This is a genomic window from Candidatus Poriferisocius sp., assembly GCF_965214065.1.
In the GTDB taxonomy this organism is placed as follows: Bacteria; Actinomycetota; Acidimicrobiia; order Acidimicrobiales; family Bin134; genus Poriferisocius.
Genome location: NZ_CBDCAT010000028.1, coordinates 391347 through 407849 on the forward strand (window position 1 = coordinate 391347; position 16503 = coordinate 407849).

A 16503-nucleotide genomic window follows, 5' to 3' on the forward strand; every position below is an offset into this window, starting at 1 on the left:
TCCCTTTCAGGTTCGGTGTGGGCCAGGCAATGCCCCCACTCCAGGGGCAAATCACTACTTGCCCCAAAAGGCGGGGGAGGTGGCGTCTTTGGGGATGTCGGTTAGCGGCTCGGAGATCTCGGCCACGGTGGGGCCGTGCTCGGCGGCCAGCGGGGCCAGGGAGTCGAGGTCGAAGCCGTACACATCGGCGGCGTTGCCGGCCAGGATGCGGCGCATCGACTCCTCGTCCCGGTCGTGGAGGGCATAACGGATGCCCTCGCGGCTATAGGGGTAGGTGCCCTCCACGTGGGGGTAGTCGGAGCCCCACATCACCTTGTGGTCGCCCACCTTGTCGAGCACGCGCATCTCGTTGGGGCCGGGGAAGCTGATGCCGATCCAGATGTTGCGGTCGAAGTAGAAGCTGGGCTTTTCGGGCAGCACCGAGTCGGCGGAGAAGCCCAGCTCGCCGGTGCGTCCGGTCATCGACATCTGGGCGTGAAGGCCGTCGAGGCGGCGCAGGATGTCGGGCACCCAGCCAAAGCCCTGCTCGGTGAAAACCGCCTTGAGGCCGGGGTACCGCTCGAACACGCCTCCCATGATTAGGTGCCACATGGAGCGGTTGGAGAAGAACGGGGTCTCGATCACAAACATCGGCCCGGCCGCGGGGGAGTCGCCATAGTTGGGCATCCCCGTGCCCCCGGAGTGAAGGGTCATCACCACGTCGTGCTCCTCGCACGCCGCCCAGACAGGGTCGTAGCGGGGGTGGAACAGCGGGGGCAGGTCGGAGTTGGGAGCGATGCTGGGGATCAGCGCCCCGCCCCGCAGGTTGTGCTCGGCGATCCACTTCACATCGGCCACGGCCTCATCGATGTCGTTCAAAAAGATCTGGCCTATGCCCGCGCGGCGCTCGGGGTACTCGGCGCAGAAGTCCGCCAGCCAGCGGTTGTGGGCCCGGATGCCGGCCAGGCGGCGGGGGAGGTCTTTGTCGGTGGGCTGCGGGGCGATGAGGGTGCCGGTGGGGAAGAACGGGGGCACTGTGTTGGGGAAGGTGATCTCGGCCACCACCCCGTCGGTGTGCTGCTCGGAGATGCGGCGGTCGTTGTCCCAGTTGCGGGAGCGGCCGTCGTCTTGCAGGTCGCGGAACGGGTTTCGGTACTTGCCCCGCCAGGCGTCGAACTCGTCGTGCCAGGATGACTCCAAGTACTCCCTATAGGTCTTGTGGTTGGCCCCTGCGTGGCAGTCGGAGGAAATGATGGTGTAGCGGTCAGCGGTGGCGGTGGTCATACGCGGGTGATCCTACCGGCCCATACCATCCTCCGGCAGGCTGGCGGGGCCTGTCCCGGCCCAGCCCGCAGTCCTCGTGGCCTGCGGGCGGCGGGCGCCCTGAGCCGGGCCACCCACCAGCCTGCCTACCCGGGTTCTCCGCCTGCCCTTGGTCTATTGGTTGAGGAGTTCGTCTCTTACTTGGCGTTTTAGGTATTTGCCGGAGGCGTTGCGGGGGAGGGGGGTTTCTTGGAACCAGATGCGGGCTGGGATCTTGTAGGGGGCCAGGCGGCCGTCGAGATGGGCTCGGAGGCCGTCGGCGTCGAGCTCGCCGCCGGGGAGCAGCACCACGGCGGCGCCGGGCACTTCGCCGAGGCGCTCGTCGGGCACGGCGAACACGATGGCCTCGGCTATGGCGTCGTGCTGGTAGATGGCGTTCTCCACCTCGGCGCAGGAGATGTTCTCGCCGCCTCGGATCACCAGGTCTTTGGCCCGGTCGACGATGGCGATGAAGCCGTCCTCGTCGATGGTGGCGATGTCGCCGGTGTGCAGCCAGCCGTCGACGATGGCCTCGGCGGTGGCATCGGGTTTGTTGAGGTAGCCCCGGATGACGATAGGGGATCGCACCAGCAGCTCGCCCGGCTGCCCAGACGGCAGCTCAGCACCGCTGTCGTCCACCACTTTGGCCTCGACGGTGGGCAGGGGCTGGCCCACGGTGGTGGGCTTCCCCTCATAAATCGGGCCGATGTTCATGGTAACCACACCGCTGGTCTCGGTCAGCCCGTAGCCGGTGCCGGGGTTGCCGCTGGGGATTGACCGGGCGATCTTGCCCACCAGGTCGGGGTGAAGGGGCGAGCCCCCGCCCCCTAGCGAGCCCAGGCTGGAGGTGTCGTATTGGTTGAAATCGGGATGCAGCACGATCTCGCGGGCCATGGCCGGCACCGCGGCGATGGTGCTGGGCCGCTCGGCGTCGATCAGCTTGAGCGCTTCGGTGGCGTCCCAGCGGTACATGAGCACCAGCTTCCCGCCCACCGCTGTGGTGGAGTGCAGGTAGCAGTTGCAGCCGGTGACGTGGAATAGCGGTACGCACACCAGACCGGCCGGCTGATCCCGCTGGTCTGCGGGGATGGGCGCCCTCTGATTGACCAAGCTCAACGCCGCCGAATAAAAGCCCATGTTCATCACGTTGTGGACCGCACTCCGGTGGGTCATCACCGCTCCCTTGGGGAACCCGGTGGTGCCCGACGTGTAGAACACGCACAGGTCGTCGTCGGGGCCGATGGCCACATCGGGCAGCTCGGGCGGGTCGGGGTCGGCCACCGTGTCGGCCCATCGGATCGCGTCGCCGGGCAGCTCCCCCTCGCAGCGAGTCACGATCACCGGGATGTCGGGCCGGGGCTCGAGGGATCGCAGGCGATCCCAGCGCTCGCCGTCCACTATCAGCACCGCCGGCCGGCTGTCGTCCAAGCCGTAGGCCATCTCCCCCGCGGTCCACCAGGCGTTCATGCCCACCGCCACTGCCCCCATCGACACCGTCGCCCAGTAGGCGATGATCCACTCGGGGTAGTTGCGCATGGAGATGGCCACCCGGTCGCCCTGGCCGACGCCGTTGGCGGCCAGCCGCGCGACCAGAGCCCTTACTTGGCGGTGGACCTCGGCATACGACAGCCGCTCATCGCTGAAAACCAGGTAATCGGCCTGTCCGTGAGCCGCGGTGCCGGCAAACAAGTCCCGCATGGAATCGGGCGCGTGGTCGAAAATCCGCAGCGGCACCCCGTTGATCTCCTGCACCGACCAGGAGAAGGTCTGGCCTGGCGCGGTGAGCTGCGCCGCAGCCTCGTTCCAGGCGGCGAGGGTCACGAGGAGGGTAGCCCCCAGCTCTCCATCACGATCGGCAGCAAGGCCTCAAACAGCTCGTCCATGTCGGGATCAGGATGAAGGAGGTTGGCCGATGCCGCCAGAGTCACGTCCAGGTCGGGGAAAAAGGCCACTCTGGATCTGAAGCCGGGCACTCCGCCCCCGTGGCTCAACGACGTCTCTCCGTCCAAATCACCCAGACCTACGCCGAGGCCGTAGCCGGGGTTGACACTGGGCGTGGTCATCTCGGCCAGGGAGGCATCGCTCAGCAGCCCGCCGGCGAACAGCCCGCGGAAGAGTCGGGGGACATCGCCGATCTGGGCCTCTAGCCCGCCGCCGGTCCAGCCCGCCGACTGCAAGAACTCTTGGGGGTAGCTCAGCGTGGCGATGTAGTCGTGGCCCATGAAGCTGGCCCGGGCCTCGTCGGGAACTCTGGTCAGCGACTCGAAGGCCGAGGCCAGCAGCCCCCGGTTGTAGCCCTCGGTCACCGATTCGGGCGGAAGCTCACCGGGGGCGAGATAGGTGTTCTGCACTCCGAGCGGCTCGAGGATGCGAGACCGGATCTCGGCGTGGGCGGTGTTGCCGGTAACCGCCTCAATGACCATTCCGGCCACCACATGCCCGGCCGTGCTGTAGTGGTATTCATCGCCGAATTCGGCCACCGGGCCATACGAGGTGGAGAACCGCACGATTTCGTCGGGGGCGATGGGCACTCCCAGCCGGGCGGCGCCCAAGATGAAAAAGCCCGGGTCGAAGGCGTACTCCACAAAACCGGCGGTATGGCCCATGAGGTGCCGGAGGGTGATGTCGGGGCCGTGCTCATAGGTGCCGTACCAGTCGTCGCCCAGATAGGCGGTGACCGGGGTGTCCAAGTCGACTAGCCCTTCCTCAACCAGCGACAGCACCGTGGCTGTGGTGACCGCTTTGGTGATAGAGCCGATGCGGATGTAATCGTCGGGGGTCATGGGCTCGTCGGTGGCCAGGTCTCGGCTACCCCAGCCGAAAGTCCAGGGGTCCTCGTCGCCTTGGGCCACCGCCAACACCAGCCCGGGTACTCCGGCCGCTTCCATCCAGTCGGCTGCCGCCGCGTTGATGGTGGCCGAGTCCAGCCCTGATGGGTGGGTCTCGGGTTCGGGAGCGGGGGTGGCTTGGGGAGTGGGTTCCTCAGTGGGTGCTGGTTCGGGAGAGGCCTCAGGCTCGGGGGTCGCGGTGGGCGCCGGGGTGGCCTCTGGGGTTGGCTCCGCGGTTGGAGCGGGCGCTGGGGTCGCATCGGCTTCGGGGGCTTCGGTGGGTGCCGAGGTGGCTTCGGTGGTAGGAGCGGCTGTTGGCGGCGGTTCGGCTGTACCGCCGTCGTCGTTTCCGCAGGCGCCGGCCACCAGGGCCATGACCAGCAGCAGGGCCCACAACAGCTTGGTGGCAGAGGATCTTGTCACCGCTTCAGGCTACGCTGCGGCATGGCCAAAATGCGCTTCAACCACATGGAGTTGACGCTTCCAATAGGAACACTGACCGACGAATACCGGGCCGAAGTGCGCGAATTCTACGGTGATGTCTTCGGATGGACGGCGACCGACACCCAGATTCTCAAGCAGACCGCACTGTTGCTGTCCTCTGACGCCGCAACCAGCCAGTTCATACTGCTGGCCGAGCACAAAGAGCCCATGGCTCCGCCGCCGTTCGACCACTTGGGTCTGCTGTTCGAAACCCGGGAAGAAGTCGATGCGTGCCTGGCCAAGTGCGAGGCCTGGCAGGAGAAGGATCCTCGGGTGGAGATCAAGCTCTACCGCGACCTGGAGATGCCCACGGTGACTGTGCACGCCTTTTATGTGCGGCACCTGCTGCCGATTCACTTGGATGTTCAATGCATGGAGCGGCCCGAGGGGGTGGCGGCACCGTCAGGGCGCTGGGTGTGGGTTGATGGCTGACGAGCGGATTTCTCAACTGATCGGCGTGGACGCGCCGGAGACGGCACTGGAGGTGGCCGACCGGATTTGGATGGCGGTGGGCACGGCCAACGCCTACAAGGTGTCCACGCCCGAAGGCAGCGTGATGATCGACGCCGGACTGGCTGGCGACGCCCGTCGCTTCCACCAACAGCTTTCGGCCGTTCCCGGCAATCCGGTGCGCTACATCGTTTTGACCCACGCCCACGAAGACCACATCGGCGGTCACCGGCGCTGGGCGCGGGAGGGAGCCCAAGTGGTGGCTCACCGCCTGTGCCTCCAGCGAGATGAGCAATACCGCCAGCTCACCCAATTCCGGGTGGATCGGGCCAAGATCCTGTGGGGGGCGGCCATGGATCTCCGCACCGACTCTGGCCGGGTGGAGCCCACTCCGCCCATCGAGGTCGACATCGTGGTCGACCGCTCCCACACCCTCGAGGTGGGCGACCTCACCTTCGAGGTGATGCACACCCCCGGCGCCGAGGGTCCTGACGGGCTCACGGTGTGGGTGCCCGAGCTGCGGGTCGCCTTTGTGGGCGACCTGTGGGGTCCGATTATCGACGCCTTTCCCAACCTGTTCACCCTGCGGGGCGAGCCCTACCGCGACGCCCAGCAATACATGGAGTCGCTGCGCGAGGTTCGCGACCTCGAGCCCGAGATCGCCCTGGCCGGCCACTTCGAGCCGGTGGTGGGAAAAGAACAGGTCAAAGGGGTACTCACTCGGATGCACGACGGGGTGGAGTGGGTGTGGGACCGAGTAGTCGAGGGCATGAACGAGGGCAAAGATCCCTACACGCTCATGAAGGAGATCCGCCCGCCCGCCGACCTGGCCTTAGATGAGACGTACGGTCGAGTGGACTGGGGCGTTCGGGCCATCTGGGAGGGGCTGGCCGGCTGGTTCACCTACCGCTCGGTGCTGGATCTCGATGCCACGCGCCCCGAATCGGTGTATCCCGATGTGGTGGCCCTGGCGGGAGCCGATGCCCTGGTAGCCCGCTCCGAGGAGCGGTTGGCTGATTGCGACCGCTTGGAGGCACTGCATCTGGCCGAAATAGTCCTGGCCGACGATGCTGGCCATGTCGGCGCGCTAAAGGCCAAGCTGTCCGCGTTGCAGTCGCTCTTCGACGAGCACGGCCAGCGGAACTTCCAGGAGGCCGGGTGGTATCGGGCAGAGATCGGCCAGGTCGAACAGCAGTTGGAGGCTGCTCAGCGATGACGAATCGCGGAGCTGGACAAGGACCCGCACTTCTCCCCATTCATCACCTAGATAGTGAACTTCGCTGGCATTCCTGAGGCATTCGAGGCCATCAAATCGCCCATCGACCAGTGCAAAGTGCTGGTTCGCCCATAATCGACTTAGCCTGTCCCCGTGGATTTCGGCGACACTCCCCAAGAAGCAGCATTTCGGGCTGAGGCCCGGACCTGGCTAGAGGCCAATGCGCCGGTAAAGGGCTCACCCGAGGCGTTCGATCACATGAGCAGCCCGGGGCGAAGCGAAGAGCTGGAAAGAGAACTTGCTAATCGGGCCCGGGCCTGGCAGTCGAAGCTGGCTGCCGACGGCTGGGCCTGCTTGGACTGGCCGCCGGAGTACGGGGGACGGGGTGCCTCCACGGTGGAGACGATCATTTTCGAGGAAGAGCAGAGCCGCTTCGGTGTGTCGAGGTCGATATTCATGGCCGCGCTCGACATGGCTGCTCCCACCCTCATGTCGTGGGGCACCGACGAGCAGAAGCAGCGGTTCTTGAACCCCATCCGCCAGGGAGAAATGGTGTTCGCCCAGCTGTTCAGCGAGCCCAACGCCGGGTCCGACCTGGCCGGGCTCCAGACCAGGGCAGTCCGAGACGGCGACGTATTCGTGGTCAACGGCCAGAAGGTGTGGAACTCCTATGCTCATCTGGCTGACTGGGGAATTCTCTTGGCTCGCACCAATACGGACGTTCCCAAGCACCAGGGGCTCACCTATTTCTTTGTGGAGATGGATAGCGAGGGCTTGGACCCGCGGCCATTGCGCCAGATGACCGGTGGGGCCGAGTTCAACGAGACTTTCTTCGACAACGTGCGGATCCCGGTGGAGAATGTGATCGGCGGGATCAACAACGGATGGGCGGTAGCCCAGACCACCCTAAACAGTGAACGGGCCGCGGTGGGCGCCCAGACGTCGGTCGTCGATGTTCCCACGTTGGTGGAGCTGGCTAAGAGAAAAGGCCAGGCCGAAGACCCCGCAGTTCGCCAGGCATTGGCCGGATCGTGGATAAGGTCGGAGGTACTCCGCTATCTGGGCATGAGGGTATACACCGCGCTGAGCCAGGGCACTGAGATCGGGCCAGAGGCCTCGATCATGAAGATCCTGACTGGCGACCACATCAGGGACACCAGCCAAACGGCTATGGAGCTCCTGGGACCGGAGGGGATGCTGGACGACGATGTCTGGGTGACGCGGATGGTCAGCCATTTCGCCCACAAGATCGGCGGCGGCACTCCCGAGATCCAGCGAAACGTGATTGGCGAGCGCATACTCGGCCTACCCCGCGAGCCGCGAGCCGACAAAGGCATCCCATTTCGCGAGCTCAAGGTGTGATGGGCGCGCCCGGCATCCGGCCGCCAGCGCTGGCGGCGTTGGTGCTGGTCGTTGTGGTGCTGGCGGTCTGTTCCGGGTGCGGCCTATTCAGCCAGGGAACGGTGGTCAGTCCGGCGCCCATCATCGACGACCAAGGACAGCCGATTGCCGAGAGCTCTCCTGTGCCCATTGCCACCCCCGACGGAGTGCCGCTGCCCGATGACACCATCGTGATCGGCGCCTTGATGGCCACCACCGGGTTCTTGGCCGTCTACGACGAGCCCGCGCTGGTTGCGGCCCAGAATCGGATCGACGCTTTGAACGAGGCTGGCGGCCTGCTGGGGCGACCGGTGGTATTGCGCCACTTCGACAGCCACACCGAACTGTCGGCTATGCGGAACGGCGCCGAACATCTGCTGTTGGACGGCATCGACCTGCTGCTGATGACGTGTGACGCCGTTTATGCGGCCCCGGCCCTTGAAGTGCTCGAAGGGTCGGGAACCCTGGTCATCAGCCCCTGTGGGACCGACGACGTCTGGATCACCGGAGAGCTGGGCCAACGGGTCTTCTCCATGGCTACACCGGTGAGCACCGAGGCAGAGCTCCTAGTCTCGTTGGTGGCTGATCGGGGCTTCACCACCGCAGTCGTGATCATCGATCAGACCAGCACCGAGGCGGTAGCGGTCTGCGAGGCCTTCGAGCGGAAGTTCGAGGCCTCGGGGGGACGAGTGTCCGGTCTGTACCGATATCAGCCGACCGATCCGGGACTTCTCGGACCCATCCTGTCTGGGCTCATCGACACTGTCCCAGAGTCCATCGCCTTCTGCGGAACCCGGTTGGTTGGTCCCGAGGAGATATTGGCTCCTATTCGCGCCGCGGGCATTGTCCAGCCCATTTTCGCCAGCTCCACCATGGATGGGGATCATTGGATCGGCAAAGTTCCCGGCGTCGGCGACTTCACCATGCTGTCCTATGCCTCGGTGTACTCCGGCGCTCCAGACCCAAGCCCCGCAGTCCGTCTAGTTCTGGACGACTATCTGGCAGCTACCGGCCATAGAGCCAGCGATGGGCGCATGGTCACCGGCCATGACGCCATTGAGGCCTACATCAGAGCAGCTGAGCGTGCGGGCACCACCGAGCCTGATGCAGTAGCCGAGCAACTGCGGCGGTTCGATGGAGAGGAGATGGCCATCGGCCCAGTGACGTTCGGGCCCGATTTGCAGGCCGTCGCCGATCGTCCAATGAGAGTGATAACCGTAGAAGAGCCGTATGCTCGGTTCTCCAGGTTGGCGGTCGCCGAGCCCTAGCTGGCTTGGTCGAGGTAGTGCTGGTATTGGTCTGGGTATTCTTCGATCCAGGCCTTGACTGCGCTTCCGTGGGCTGGGTGGGTGTTGGGGAAGTAGTTGACGAGCACGCAGGATTGCCCGTCGGGCGAGTACCAGTCTCCATATCCGATTCCATAAATTTCGTAACAGCTCTGCCCGGCGGCTAGAAGGTGGGCGATCGACTGCCCGGGTTCGGGTGCCTGCGAAGGTGTGTAGTTGCTTGTGCTGGCTTGGACGATGTAGTGCTGGTATTGGTCTGGGTGTTCTTCGATCCAGGCCTTGACTGCGTTTCCGTGGGCTGGGTGGGTGTTGGGGAAGTAGTTGACGAGCACGCAGTACTGCCCGTCGGGCGAGTACCAGTCTCCATAGCCGATTCCATAAATTTCGTAGCAGCGCTGCCCGGCGCTTTGGCCCTCTTCCACCGAGGTGGGGGTGTCGGCGCCAACGGAAACGACAATCGGGTTGTCGTCGGTGTCGTCGGTCTCGTCACCGTCGTCGGTCTCGTCGGTCTCGTCGGTCTCGTCGCCGTCGTCGGTCTCGTCGGTCTCGTCGCCGTCGTCGGTGTCCTGGGCCTCCACTTCCTGGTCGTCGTCGTTGATGACAATCATGGCTTGATTAGCGGTGTCATGCGGGTCGGCGCCGCCGCCCACGTTGGTGCTGGACTGAAGGCCGAAATCCGAGTTTGAACCAAGGGCTATGGTGAGGGTCTCGGTGGGCTCGTCTGAGCTGTCGTCGGTCGCGGTGAGCTCGAGGGTGGCGGTGCGGGCTTTGTCGCCGGAGAAGACCACGACCGGGGTCGGGGTGCGGGCGTTGGCGAGGGTCACCCCGGTGTTGATGCCGGTGCCTTTTTTGGCGGACAGGGCGTAGTCTGCGGTTGTTATCCCGGCGCCGGTGATCCTGAGGGGAACGTTGATCCTCTCGGACGGCTGGAGTGAGCGGCCCAGCGTTACGTAGATGGTGGTCTTGCCCGAGGCCTCGCTGATGGTGCTCGCGCCTGTGCGGGTCAGCCGGACGGTGGTCGGGTCGTTGTCGCGTATGGTCGCGGTCACCGAGGCCGCCGAGCCGGCGCGGAGGTTGGCGGGCAGGGCGCCGAGCTGGATGGTGAGGGTCTCGGTGGGCTCGTCTGAGCTGTCGTCGGTCGCGGTGAGCTCGAGGGTGGCGGTGCGGGCTTTGTCGCCGGAGAAGACCACGACCGGGGTCGGGGTGCGGGCGTTGGCGAGGGTCACCCCGGTGTTGATGCCGGTGCCTTTTTTGGCGGACAGGGCGTAGTCTGCGGTTGTTATCCCGGCGCCGGTGATCCTGAGGGGAACGTTGATCCTCTCGGACGGCTGGAGTGAGCGGCCCAGCGTTACGTAGATGGTGGTCTTGCCCGAGGCCTCGCTGATGGTGCTCGCGCCTGTGCGGGTCAGCCGGACGGTGGTCGGGTCGTTGTCGCGTATGGTCGCGGTCACCGAGGCCGCCGAGCCGGCGCGGAGGTTGGCGGGCAGGGCGCCGAGCTGGATGGTGAGGGTCTCGGTGGGCTCGTCTGAGCTGTCGTCGGTCGCGGTGAGCTCGAGGGTGGCGGTGCGGGCTTTGTCGCCGGAGAAGACCACGACCGGGGTCGGGGTGCGGGCGTTGGCGAGGGTCACCCCGGTGTTGATGCCGGTGCCTTTTTTGGCGGACAGGGCGTAGTCTGCGGTTGTTATCCCGGCGCCGGTGATCCTGAGGGGAACGTTGATCCTCTCGGACGGCTGGAGTGAGCGGCCCAGCGTTACGTAGATGGTGGTCTTGCCCGAGGCCTCGCTGATGGTGCTCGCGCCTGTGCGGGTCAGCCGGACGGTGGTCGGGTCGTTGTCGCGTATGGTCGCGGTCACCGAGGCCGCCGAGCCGGCGCGGAGGTTGGCGGGCAGGGCGCCGAGCTGGATGGTGAGGGTCTCGGTGGGCTCGTCTGAGCTGTCGTCGGTCGCGGTGAGCTCGAGGGTGGCGGTGCGGGCTTTGTCGCCGGAGAAGACCACGACCGGGGTCGGGGTGCGGGCGTTGGCGAGGGTCACCCCGGTGTTGATGCCGGTGCCTTTTTTGGCGGACAGGGCGTAGTCTGCGGTTGTTATCCCGGCGCCGGTGATCCTGAGGGGAACGTTGATCCTCTCGGACGGCTGGAGTGAGCGGCCCAGCGTTACGTAGATGGTGGTCTTGCCCGAGGCCTCGCTGATGGTGCTCGCGCCTGTGCGGGTCAGCCGGACGGTGGTCGGGTCGTTGTCGCGTATGGTCGCGGTCACCGAGGCCGCCGAGCCGGCGCGGAGGTTGGCGGGCAGGGCGCCGAGCTGGATGGTGAGGGTCTCGGTGGGCTCGTCTGAGCTGTCGTCGGTCGCGGTGAGCTCGAGGGTGGCGGTGCGGGCGCCTGGCGCGATGGTGATTGACGAAGGCAGCGAATAATCCGATGCCGATGCCGTGGAGTCAGAACTTCGGCGGATCGGGATCGTCAAAGCGGCCGGTGGCGTAAGCGCTTGTTCCAGGGTCGCGGTGATTCTGCGGGTGCCTCCCTCAGTGGCGACACCCCCACCGTCGATAGAGAGAGTGATGGAGGTGGGCGCGCCTTCGTCGTCGGTGATTGTGATGGTGGTGGCGGTCACCGTCACCGAGCCGCCGCTCGTCACGGTGCCGGTCACTGATGCCTCGCCGTCAGCGGTGTCGGTGCTGTCGTCGGTGGGGGTGAGGGTAAAGTAGCCGGTTTGGATGGGTTGGCCGGCGGGGATGGTGATGTGGAAGCCGTTGACTTGTGTGAACTGGACTTTGCCGTTGGTGTTGTGGCCGGCGATTGACACGGTGACGGTTTTGTCGTCGGGGTAGCGGGTTGTGCCGTTGACTCGGGCGGTGACGGTGACCGTGGTGTTGCCGTCGTCTTCGGCGATTGTTGTGGGGCTGGCTGAGAGGGTGATGCCGGTGGGTGGGTCGTCGTCGTCGGTGACGGTGGCGGTGACCGAGGCGATGTTGAGGTTGGTGGGGTAGTTGCCTCTGTCGCCGGTGGTGATGGCGTGGTTGATGGCGGCGGTGCGCTGGTCGCCGGTGTTGTCAATGTCGTCGTTTTGGCCGGTGACGGTGATGGTCTGGGGCTGCGACCAGTTCGAGGTGGTGAACGTCAGCGCAGCCGACGCTGCGGGCGAGCCGCCGGAGGCGTTGACCTTGGCTGCGCCCAGCGCGTCGGAGGCAGCGGTGACTGTCACGCTCGACGCCGGCTGAGAGTCGAGCACCACCCTGTAAGAAGCCGTCCCTCCACCCTCGGCGACACTCACCGCGCCGTTCGAGACCGACACGCCGGCTCCATCGTCGTCGGTGATTGTGATGGTGGCGGGGGTGACCGAGCCGCCGCCTGTCATGGTGCCGGTGACAGATGCCTCGCCATTAGCGGTGTCGGTGCTGTCGTCGGTGGGGGTGAGGGTGAAGGTGTGGGTACGGCTGGCTTGGCCGGCGGGGATGGTTATGTCGAAGTTGTTTACTTGTGTGAATGCGACTTTGCCGTTGGTGTTGTGGCCGGCGACGGAGACGGTGACGGTTTTGGCGTCGGCGTAGCGGGTTGTGCCGTTGACTCGGGCGGTGACGGTGACTGTGGTGGCGTCGGCGCCTTCGGCGACTGTATTCGGGCTGGCTGAGAGGATTATGCCGGTGGGCGCGGCGTCGTCGTCGGTGACGGTGGCGGTGACCGAGGCGATGGTGAGGCTGGTGGGGTAGTCGCTGCCGGCGCCGGTGGTGATGGCGTGGTTGATGGTGGCGGTCCGCTGGTTGGCGGTGTTGTCGATGTTGTCGTTTTGGCCGGTGACGGTGATGGTCTGGGCCTGGTTCCAGTTCGAGGTGGTGAACGTCAGCGCGGCCGTCGTTGCGGGCGAGCCGCCGGAGGCGTGGACCTTGGCCGCGTCTGGCGTGTCGGAGGTAGCGGTGACCGTCACGCTCGACGCCGGCTGAGAGTCGAGCTTCACCCTGTAAGAAGCCATCCCTCCACCCTCGGCGACACTCACCGCGCCGTTCGAGACCGACACGCCGGCACCATCGTCGTCGGTGATTGTGATGGTGGCGGGGGTGACCGAGCCGCCGCCTGTCACGGTGCCGGTCAGAGATGCCTCGCCATCAGCGGTGTCGGTGCTGTCGTCGGTGGGGGTGAGGTCGAAGGTGTCGGTTTGGCTGGCCGCACCGGCGGGGATGGTTATGTTGAAGTTTGTTACCGGTGTGAACTGGACTTTGCCGTTGGTGTTGTGGCCGGCGACGGAGACGGTGACGGTTTTGGCGTCGGCGTAGCGGGTTGTGCCGTTGACTCGGGCGGTGACGGTGACTGTGGTGGCGTCGGCGCCTTCGGCGACTGTATTCGGGCTGGCTGAGAGGATTATGCCGGTGGGCGCGGCGTCGTCGTCGGTGACGGTGGCGGTGACCGAGGCGATGGTGAGGCTGGTGGGGTAGTCGCTGCCGGCGCCGGTGGTGATGGCGTGGTTGATGGTGGCGGTCCGCTGGTTGGCGGTGTTGTCGATGTTGTCGTTTTGGCCGGTGACGGTGATGGTCTGGGCCTGGTTCCAGTTCGAGGTGGTGAACGTCAGCGCGGCCGTCGCTGCGGGCGAGTCGCCGGAGGCGTTGACCATGGCCGCGTCTGGCGTGTCGGAGGTGGCGGTGACCGTCACGCTCGACGCCGGCTGAGAGTCGAGCACCACATCGTAAGTGTCGGTGCGGGAATTCTCAGCCACACTCACCGCCCCCTTCGACACCGACACGCCGGCACCACTGTCGTCGTCGGTGACGGTCACGGTCACGTCGTTGATCGACGTTGACGTGGTGTACTTGCCATTGTCGCCCTCGGTGACGGTGTGGGTGATCGTCACGGTGCGCTTATCGCCGGGATCGTCGATGTTGTTGTTTGCGCCGCGTACGGTAATGGGTTTGGGCTGGTTCCAGTTGGATGGAGTGAACGTCAGGTCTTGATATGTCGCACGCTTACCGTTGTTGTTCTTTTCGACTCGCGCCGCGATTTTGCCGCCGATGAGCTCGGCGTTGACTCGAATTATCACGCTCTTCAACGGCTTGCTGTCTAGCACCACGGTGTAGGTGTCTTCGCCCTCGTTCTCTTCCACGGTCGTGTCCGCGGGGGTGCCTGTCTCGGTCACCGTCACCCCGGCGGTGTCGTTGTCGGTGATGGTGACCGCGGCGGTATTCGGTGAGCCTGCGGTCAGTTCCGCGGGTAGCGACCCGAACTCAAGGGTGAGCGATTCGGAGTCCTCGTCGATCTTGTCGTCCACCGCGGTGAACGTGATGGTCCCCGAATTCGTGCCCGAGGTGATCGCCACGCTGCCGCTGTTCGACAACGTGAAATCGCCCGACGACGCGGTGGGACTTCCCGACGTGCTCATCCGCACCGGAACGCTCAAGTTCGTAGCCGCGTTCGAGCCCAAATTCACCGTTACCGTCAACGTGGAGCCCTCGGTGACCGAGCCGCTGTTGTTCACCCCCAGCGTCGCGGTGATCGCGGCGGGTGCTTCGTCGTCGTTGGCCACCGTCACGCTCGTTGCGGTCACCGTCACCGAGCCGTCGCCCGTCACCGTGCCGGTCACCGATGCCTCACCGTCAGCAGTGGCTCTAGCGTCGTCGGTAGGGTTGAGCGGGAACTGGCCCGTGTTGCTGTCGGCCCCTGCTGCGATCTCGATGTTGAAGTCCGACACCGCCTCGAACTGCACCTTGCTGGAAGCGTCGTGGCCGGCAACACTCACCGCAACCGTCTTTGGCAACCCGAAGCGCGTCGAGCCGTCCACCGTTGCGGTGACGGTTATCTGCGTGGCGGAGCCGTCTTCTGCGACGCTGTTGTTGTCAACGCTGAGGGTCACACCGGTGGGGGTGGCATCGTCGTCGGCAAGGGTGATCGTGGCCGAGTTGACCGTCACCGCACTGTCGCCGGCTATTGAGCCTGACACGGTGATCGTGTTGTCGGTCTCGTCGATGACGTCGACGCTAGGGGTCAAGGGGAAAGAGCCCGTGTGCGACGCTGCCCCCGCTGGGATCTCGATGTCGAAATCGACCACCGATGCCATGTCCACGTAGTTGACGCTCGAAGTGTCGGCTGCGCCAGCGACGCTCACCGTCACTGTCTTCGCCACCCCGAAGCGCGTCGAGCCGACCACCGTTGCGGTGACATTTATCGTCGTGCCCGAGTCGCCCTCTGCGACGCTGTTGTCGTCAACGCTGAGAGTGATCGCTGTGGGCGTGGCATCGTCGTCGGTGACGGCGATGGTGGTGCTGGTGATGGTCACGGAGCCGCCGCTTGTCACGGTGCCGGTGATGGCGGCTCACCGAGCCGCCGCCCGTGGCCGTCGGCGGTGTCGGTGCTGTCGTCGGTGGGGGTGAGGGTGAAGGTGTTGGTGGCGCTGGCCGCACCGGCGGGGATGGTGATGTCGAAGTTCGTTACCGGTGTGAATGCGACTTTGCCGTTGGTGTTGTGGCCGGCGACTGACACGGTGACGGTTTTGGCGTCGGCGTAGCGGGTTGTGCCGTTGACTTGGGCGGTGACGGTGACCGTGGCGCCGCCGGAGTCTTCGGCGACTGTTGTGGGGCTGGTTGAGAGGGTGATGCCGGTGGGCGGGTCGTCGTCGTCGGTGACGGTGGCGGTGACCGGGTCGATGGTGAGGCTGGTGGGGTAGTCGCCGCCGTCGCCGGTGGTGACGGCGTGGGAGATGGCTGCGGTGCGCTGGTCGCCGGTGTTGTCGATGTTGTCGTTTTGGCCGGTGACGGTGATGGTCTGGGCCTGGTTCCAGTTCGAGGTGGTGAACGTCAGCGCGGCAGTCGTTGCGGGAGAGCCGCTGGCGGCGTTGTACTTTGGCCGCGTCTGGCACCGTCGGATGTGGCGGTGACCGTCACGCTCGCCGCTGGCTGAGAGTCGAGCACCACCGTGTAGGTGTCGGTGCCGCCGTTCTCCGCCACACTCGTATTGGCAGGGTTGCCCGACTCTGACACCGTCACGCCGGCGAGGGGCGCTTCGTTGATCGTCACCGATGCCGAGTTGTTGGTGCTGTGCGGGGCCGCGCCGCCATTCACGGTGGTTGATTCGATTATGGATTCTCCGATGAGGTCGTCGAAAGCGGCCTGGTTACCCAGGGCGATGGCAAGGGTTTCGGAAGTTCCCTCGTTGTTGTTGTCGCTTGGGGCAGATAAGAGCAGAACGGCTGTTTGGGCCCCTTTGTTAAACCTGACTGTGGGCGCGAGGGGAGCGGCGTTGTCGAGGGTGACGCGGTGGTTGATGTCCGATCCTGTCTTCAGCTCCAAAGTGAAGTCGGCTGAGGTGATTCCCGTACCTGAAATGGCCAAGGGCACCTTGACCGCCTCGTATCCATCTTCCAGCTCCCGCCCGAGGGCATACCGTTATCTCGGCGGTGTCTGTTGAGCCCTCTTCGACGGTGCCTCCTCCGGTGAGGCTCACCACGGTGGGATCGTTGTCGTCGATTGTTATATCCACATGCTTGTGAATGCCCTTGTCGATGCCAGTCGTTTTGTCGCTGATGGCGATCCGCACCGTCTCGGCTGGTTCGTCTTCTTTGTCTTCCAGCGAATCGAAAATACCGGTACCCGACAAGCTACG

At 65.3% G+C, this 16503-nt stretch carries 11 protein-coding genes; 5 read left to right on the forward strand and 6 right to left on the reverse strand.

Annotated elements, in window-relative coordinates; genetic code table 11:
• Positions 1 to 54: 54 nt before the first annotated feature.
• The 3 genes from ACOOGG_RS13170 to ACOOGG_RS13180 all read right to left on the reverse strand — a co-directional run bounded on the left by ACOOGG_RS13170 (position 55) and on the right by ACOOGG_RS13180 (position 4532).
• Positions 55 to 1263 carry an amidohydrolase family protein gene (locus ACOOGG_RS13170; protein WP_420435766.1) on the reverse strand — a complete coding sequence of 403 codons (1209 nt, stop codon included), beginning with the start codon at positions 1261 to 1263 and terminating at the stop codon, positions 55 to 57.
• Positions 1264 to 1416: 153 nt separating this feature from the next.
• Entirely contained in the window at positions 1417 to 3102 is a 1686-nt protein-coding gene (locus ACOOGG_RS13175; RefSeq protein ID WP_420435768.1) for a class I adenylate-forming enzyme family protein, read from the reverse strand.
• Complete coding sequence (locus ACOOGG_RS13180) at positions 3099 to 4532, reverse strand: serine hydrolase (protein ID WP_420435770.1); 1434 nt, start codon at positions 4530 to 4532, stop codon at positions 3099 to 3101. Before ACOOGG_RS13180 ends, ACOOGG_RS13175 begins: the two co-directional genes overlap by 4 nt.
• Positions 4533 to 4553: 21 nt before the next feature.
• On the opposite strand from ACOOGG_RS13180, the gene ACOOGG_RS13185 reads away from it, so the two are divergent.
• The 4 genes from ACOOGG_RS13185 (at position 4554) to ACOOGG_RS13200 (ending at position 8906) form a co-directional block, all read left to right on the forward strand.
• Complete coding sequence (locus ACOOGG_RS13185; protein ID WP_420435772.1) at positions 4554 to 5024, forward strand: VOC family protein; 471 nt, start codon at positions 4554 to 4556, stop codon at positions 5022 to 5024.
• Positions 5017 to 6258, forward strand: coding sequence for an MBL fold metallo-hydrolase (locus ACOOGG_RS13190; protein WP_420435774.1), 1242 nt, complete (start codon positions 5017 to 5019; stop codon positions 6256 to 6258). Before ACOOGG_RS13185 ends, ACOOGG_RS13190 begins: the two co-directional genes overlap by 8 nt.
• Positions 6259 to 6411: 153 nt before the next feature.
• On the forward strand, positions 6412 to 7620 hold the full coding sequence (locus tag ACOOGG_RS13195) for an acyl-CoA dehydrogenase family protein (RefSeq protein ID WP_420435776.1): 1209 nt from the start codon (positions 6412 to 6414) through the stop codon (positions 7618 to 7620).
• A complete protein-coding gene (locus tag ACOOGG_RS13200; protein WP_420435778.1) occupies positions 7620 to 8906 on the forward strand; it encodes an ABC transporter substrate-binding protein in 1287 nt (428 codons plus the stop codon). Before ACOOGG_RS13195 ends, ACOOGG_RS13200 begins: the two co-directional genes overlap by 1 nt.
• Here ACOOGG_RS13200 and ACOOGG_RS13205 read toward each other — a convergent pair.
• Together ACOOGG_RS13205 and ACOOGG_RS13210 are read right to left on the reverse strand one after the other, a co-directional pair.
• Positions 8903 to 15181: a beta strand repeat-containing protein gene (locus ACOOGG_RS13205; protein WP_420435780.1), complete on the reverse strand. Its 6279-nt coding sequence runs from the start codon at positions 15179 to 15181 to the stop codon at positions 8903 to 8905. The two genes, ACOOGG_RS13200 and ACOOGG_RS13205, sit on opposite strands and share 4 nt — an antisense overlap.
• A 14-nt stretch (positions 15182 to 15195) precedes the next feature.
• Positions 15196 to 15384, reverse strand: a complete 189-nt coding sequence (locus tag ACOOGG_RS13210; RefSeq protein ID WP_420435782.1) for a hypothetical protein — start codon at positions 15382 to 15384, stop codon at positions 15196 to 15198.
• Between the two features lie 31 nt (positions 15385 to 15415).
• On the opposite strand from ACOOGG_RS13210, the gene ACOOGG_RS13215 reads away from it, so the two are divergent.
• Positions 15416 to 15568 (forward strand): hypothetical protein, encoded by a 153-nt coding sequence (locus ACOOGG_RS13215; RefSeq protein WP_420435784.1) that lies wholly within the window; start codon positions 15416 to 15418, stop codon positions 15566 to 15568.
• 130 nt (positions 15569 to 15698) lie between these two features.
• Here the strand turns inward: ACOOGG_RS13215 and ACOOGG_RS13220 are convergent, their stop codons facing one another.
• Positions 15699 to 16238, reverse strand: coding sequence for a hypothetical protein (locus ACOOGG_RS13220; RefSeq protein ID WP_420435786.1), 540 nt, complete (start codon positions 16236 to 16238; stop codon positions 15699 to 15701).
• Positions 16239 to 16503: the final 265 nt, after the last annotated feature.

Excerpts from the sequence above, each read along its gene's own strand:
- ACOOGG_RS13170 (WP_420435766.1), bottom strand. The coding sequence starts at position 1,263 with ATGACCACCGCCACCGCTGACCGCTACACCATCATTTCCTCCGACTGC.
- ACOOGG_RS13185 (WP_420435772.1), top strand. The coding sequence starts at position 4,554 with ATGGCCAAAATGCGCTTCAACCACATGGAGTTGACGCTTCCAATAGGA.
- ACOOGG_RS13190 (WP_420435774.1), top strand. The coding sequence starts at position 5,017 with ATGGCTGACGAGCGGATTTCTCAACTGATCGGCGTGGACGCGCCGGAG.
- ACOOGG_RS13200 (WP_420435778.1), top strand. The coding sequence starts at position 7,620 with ATGGGCGCGCCCGGCATCCGGCCGCCAGCGCTGGCGGCGTTGGTGCTG.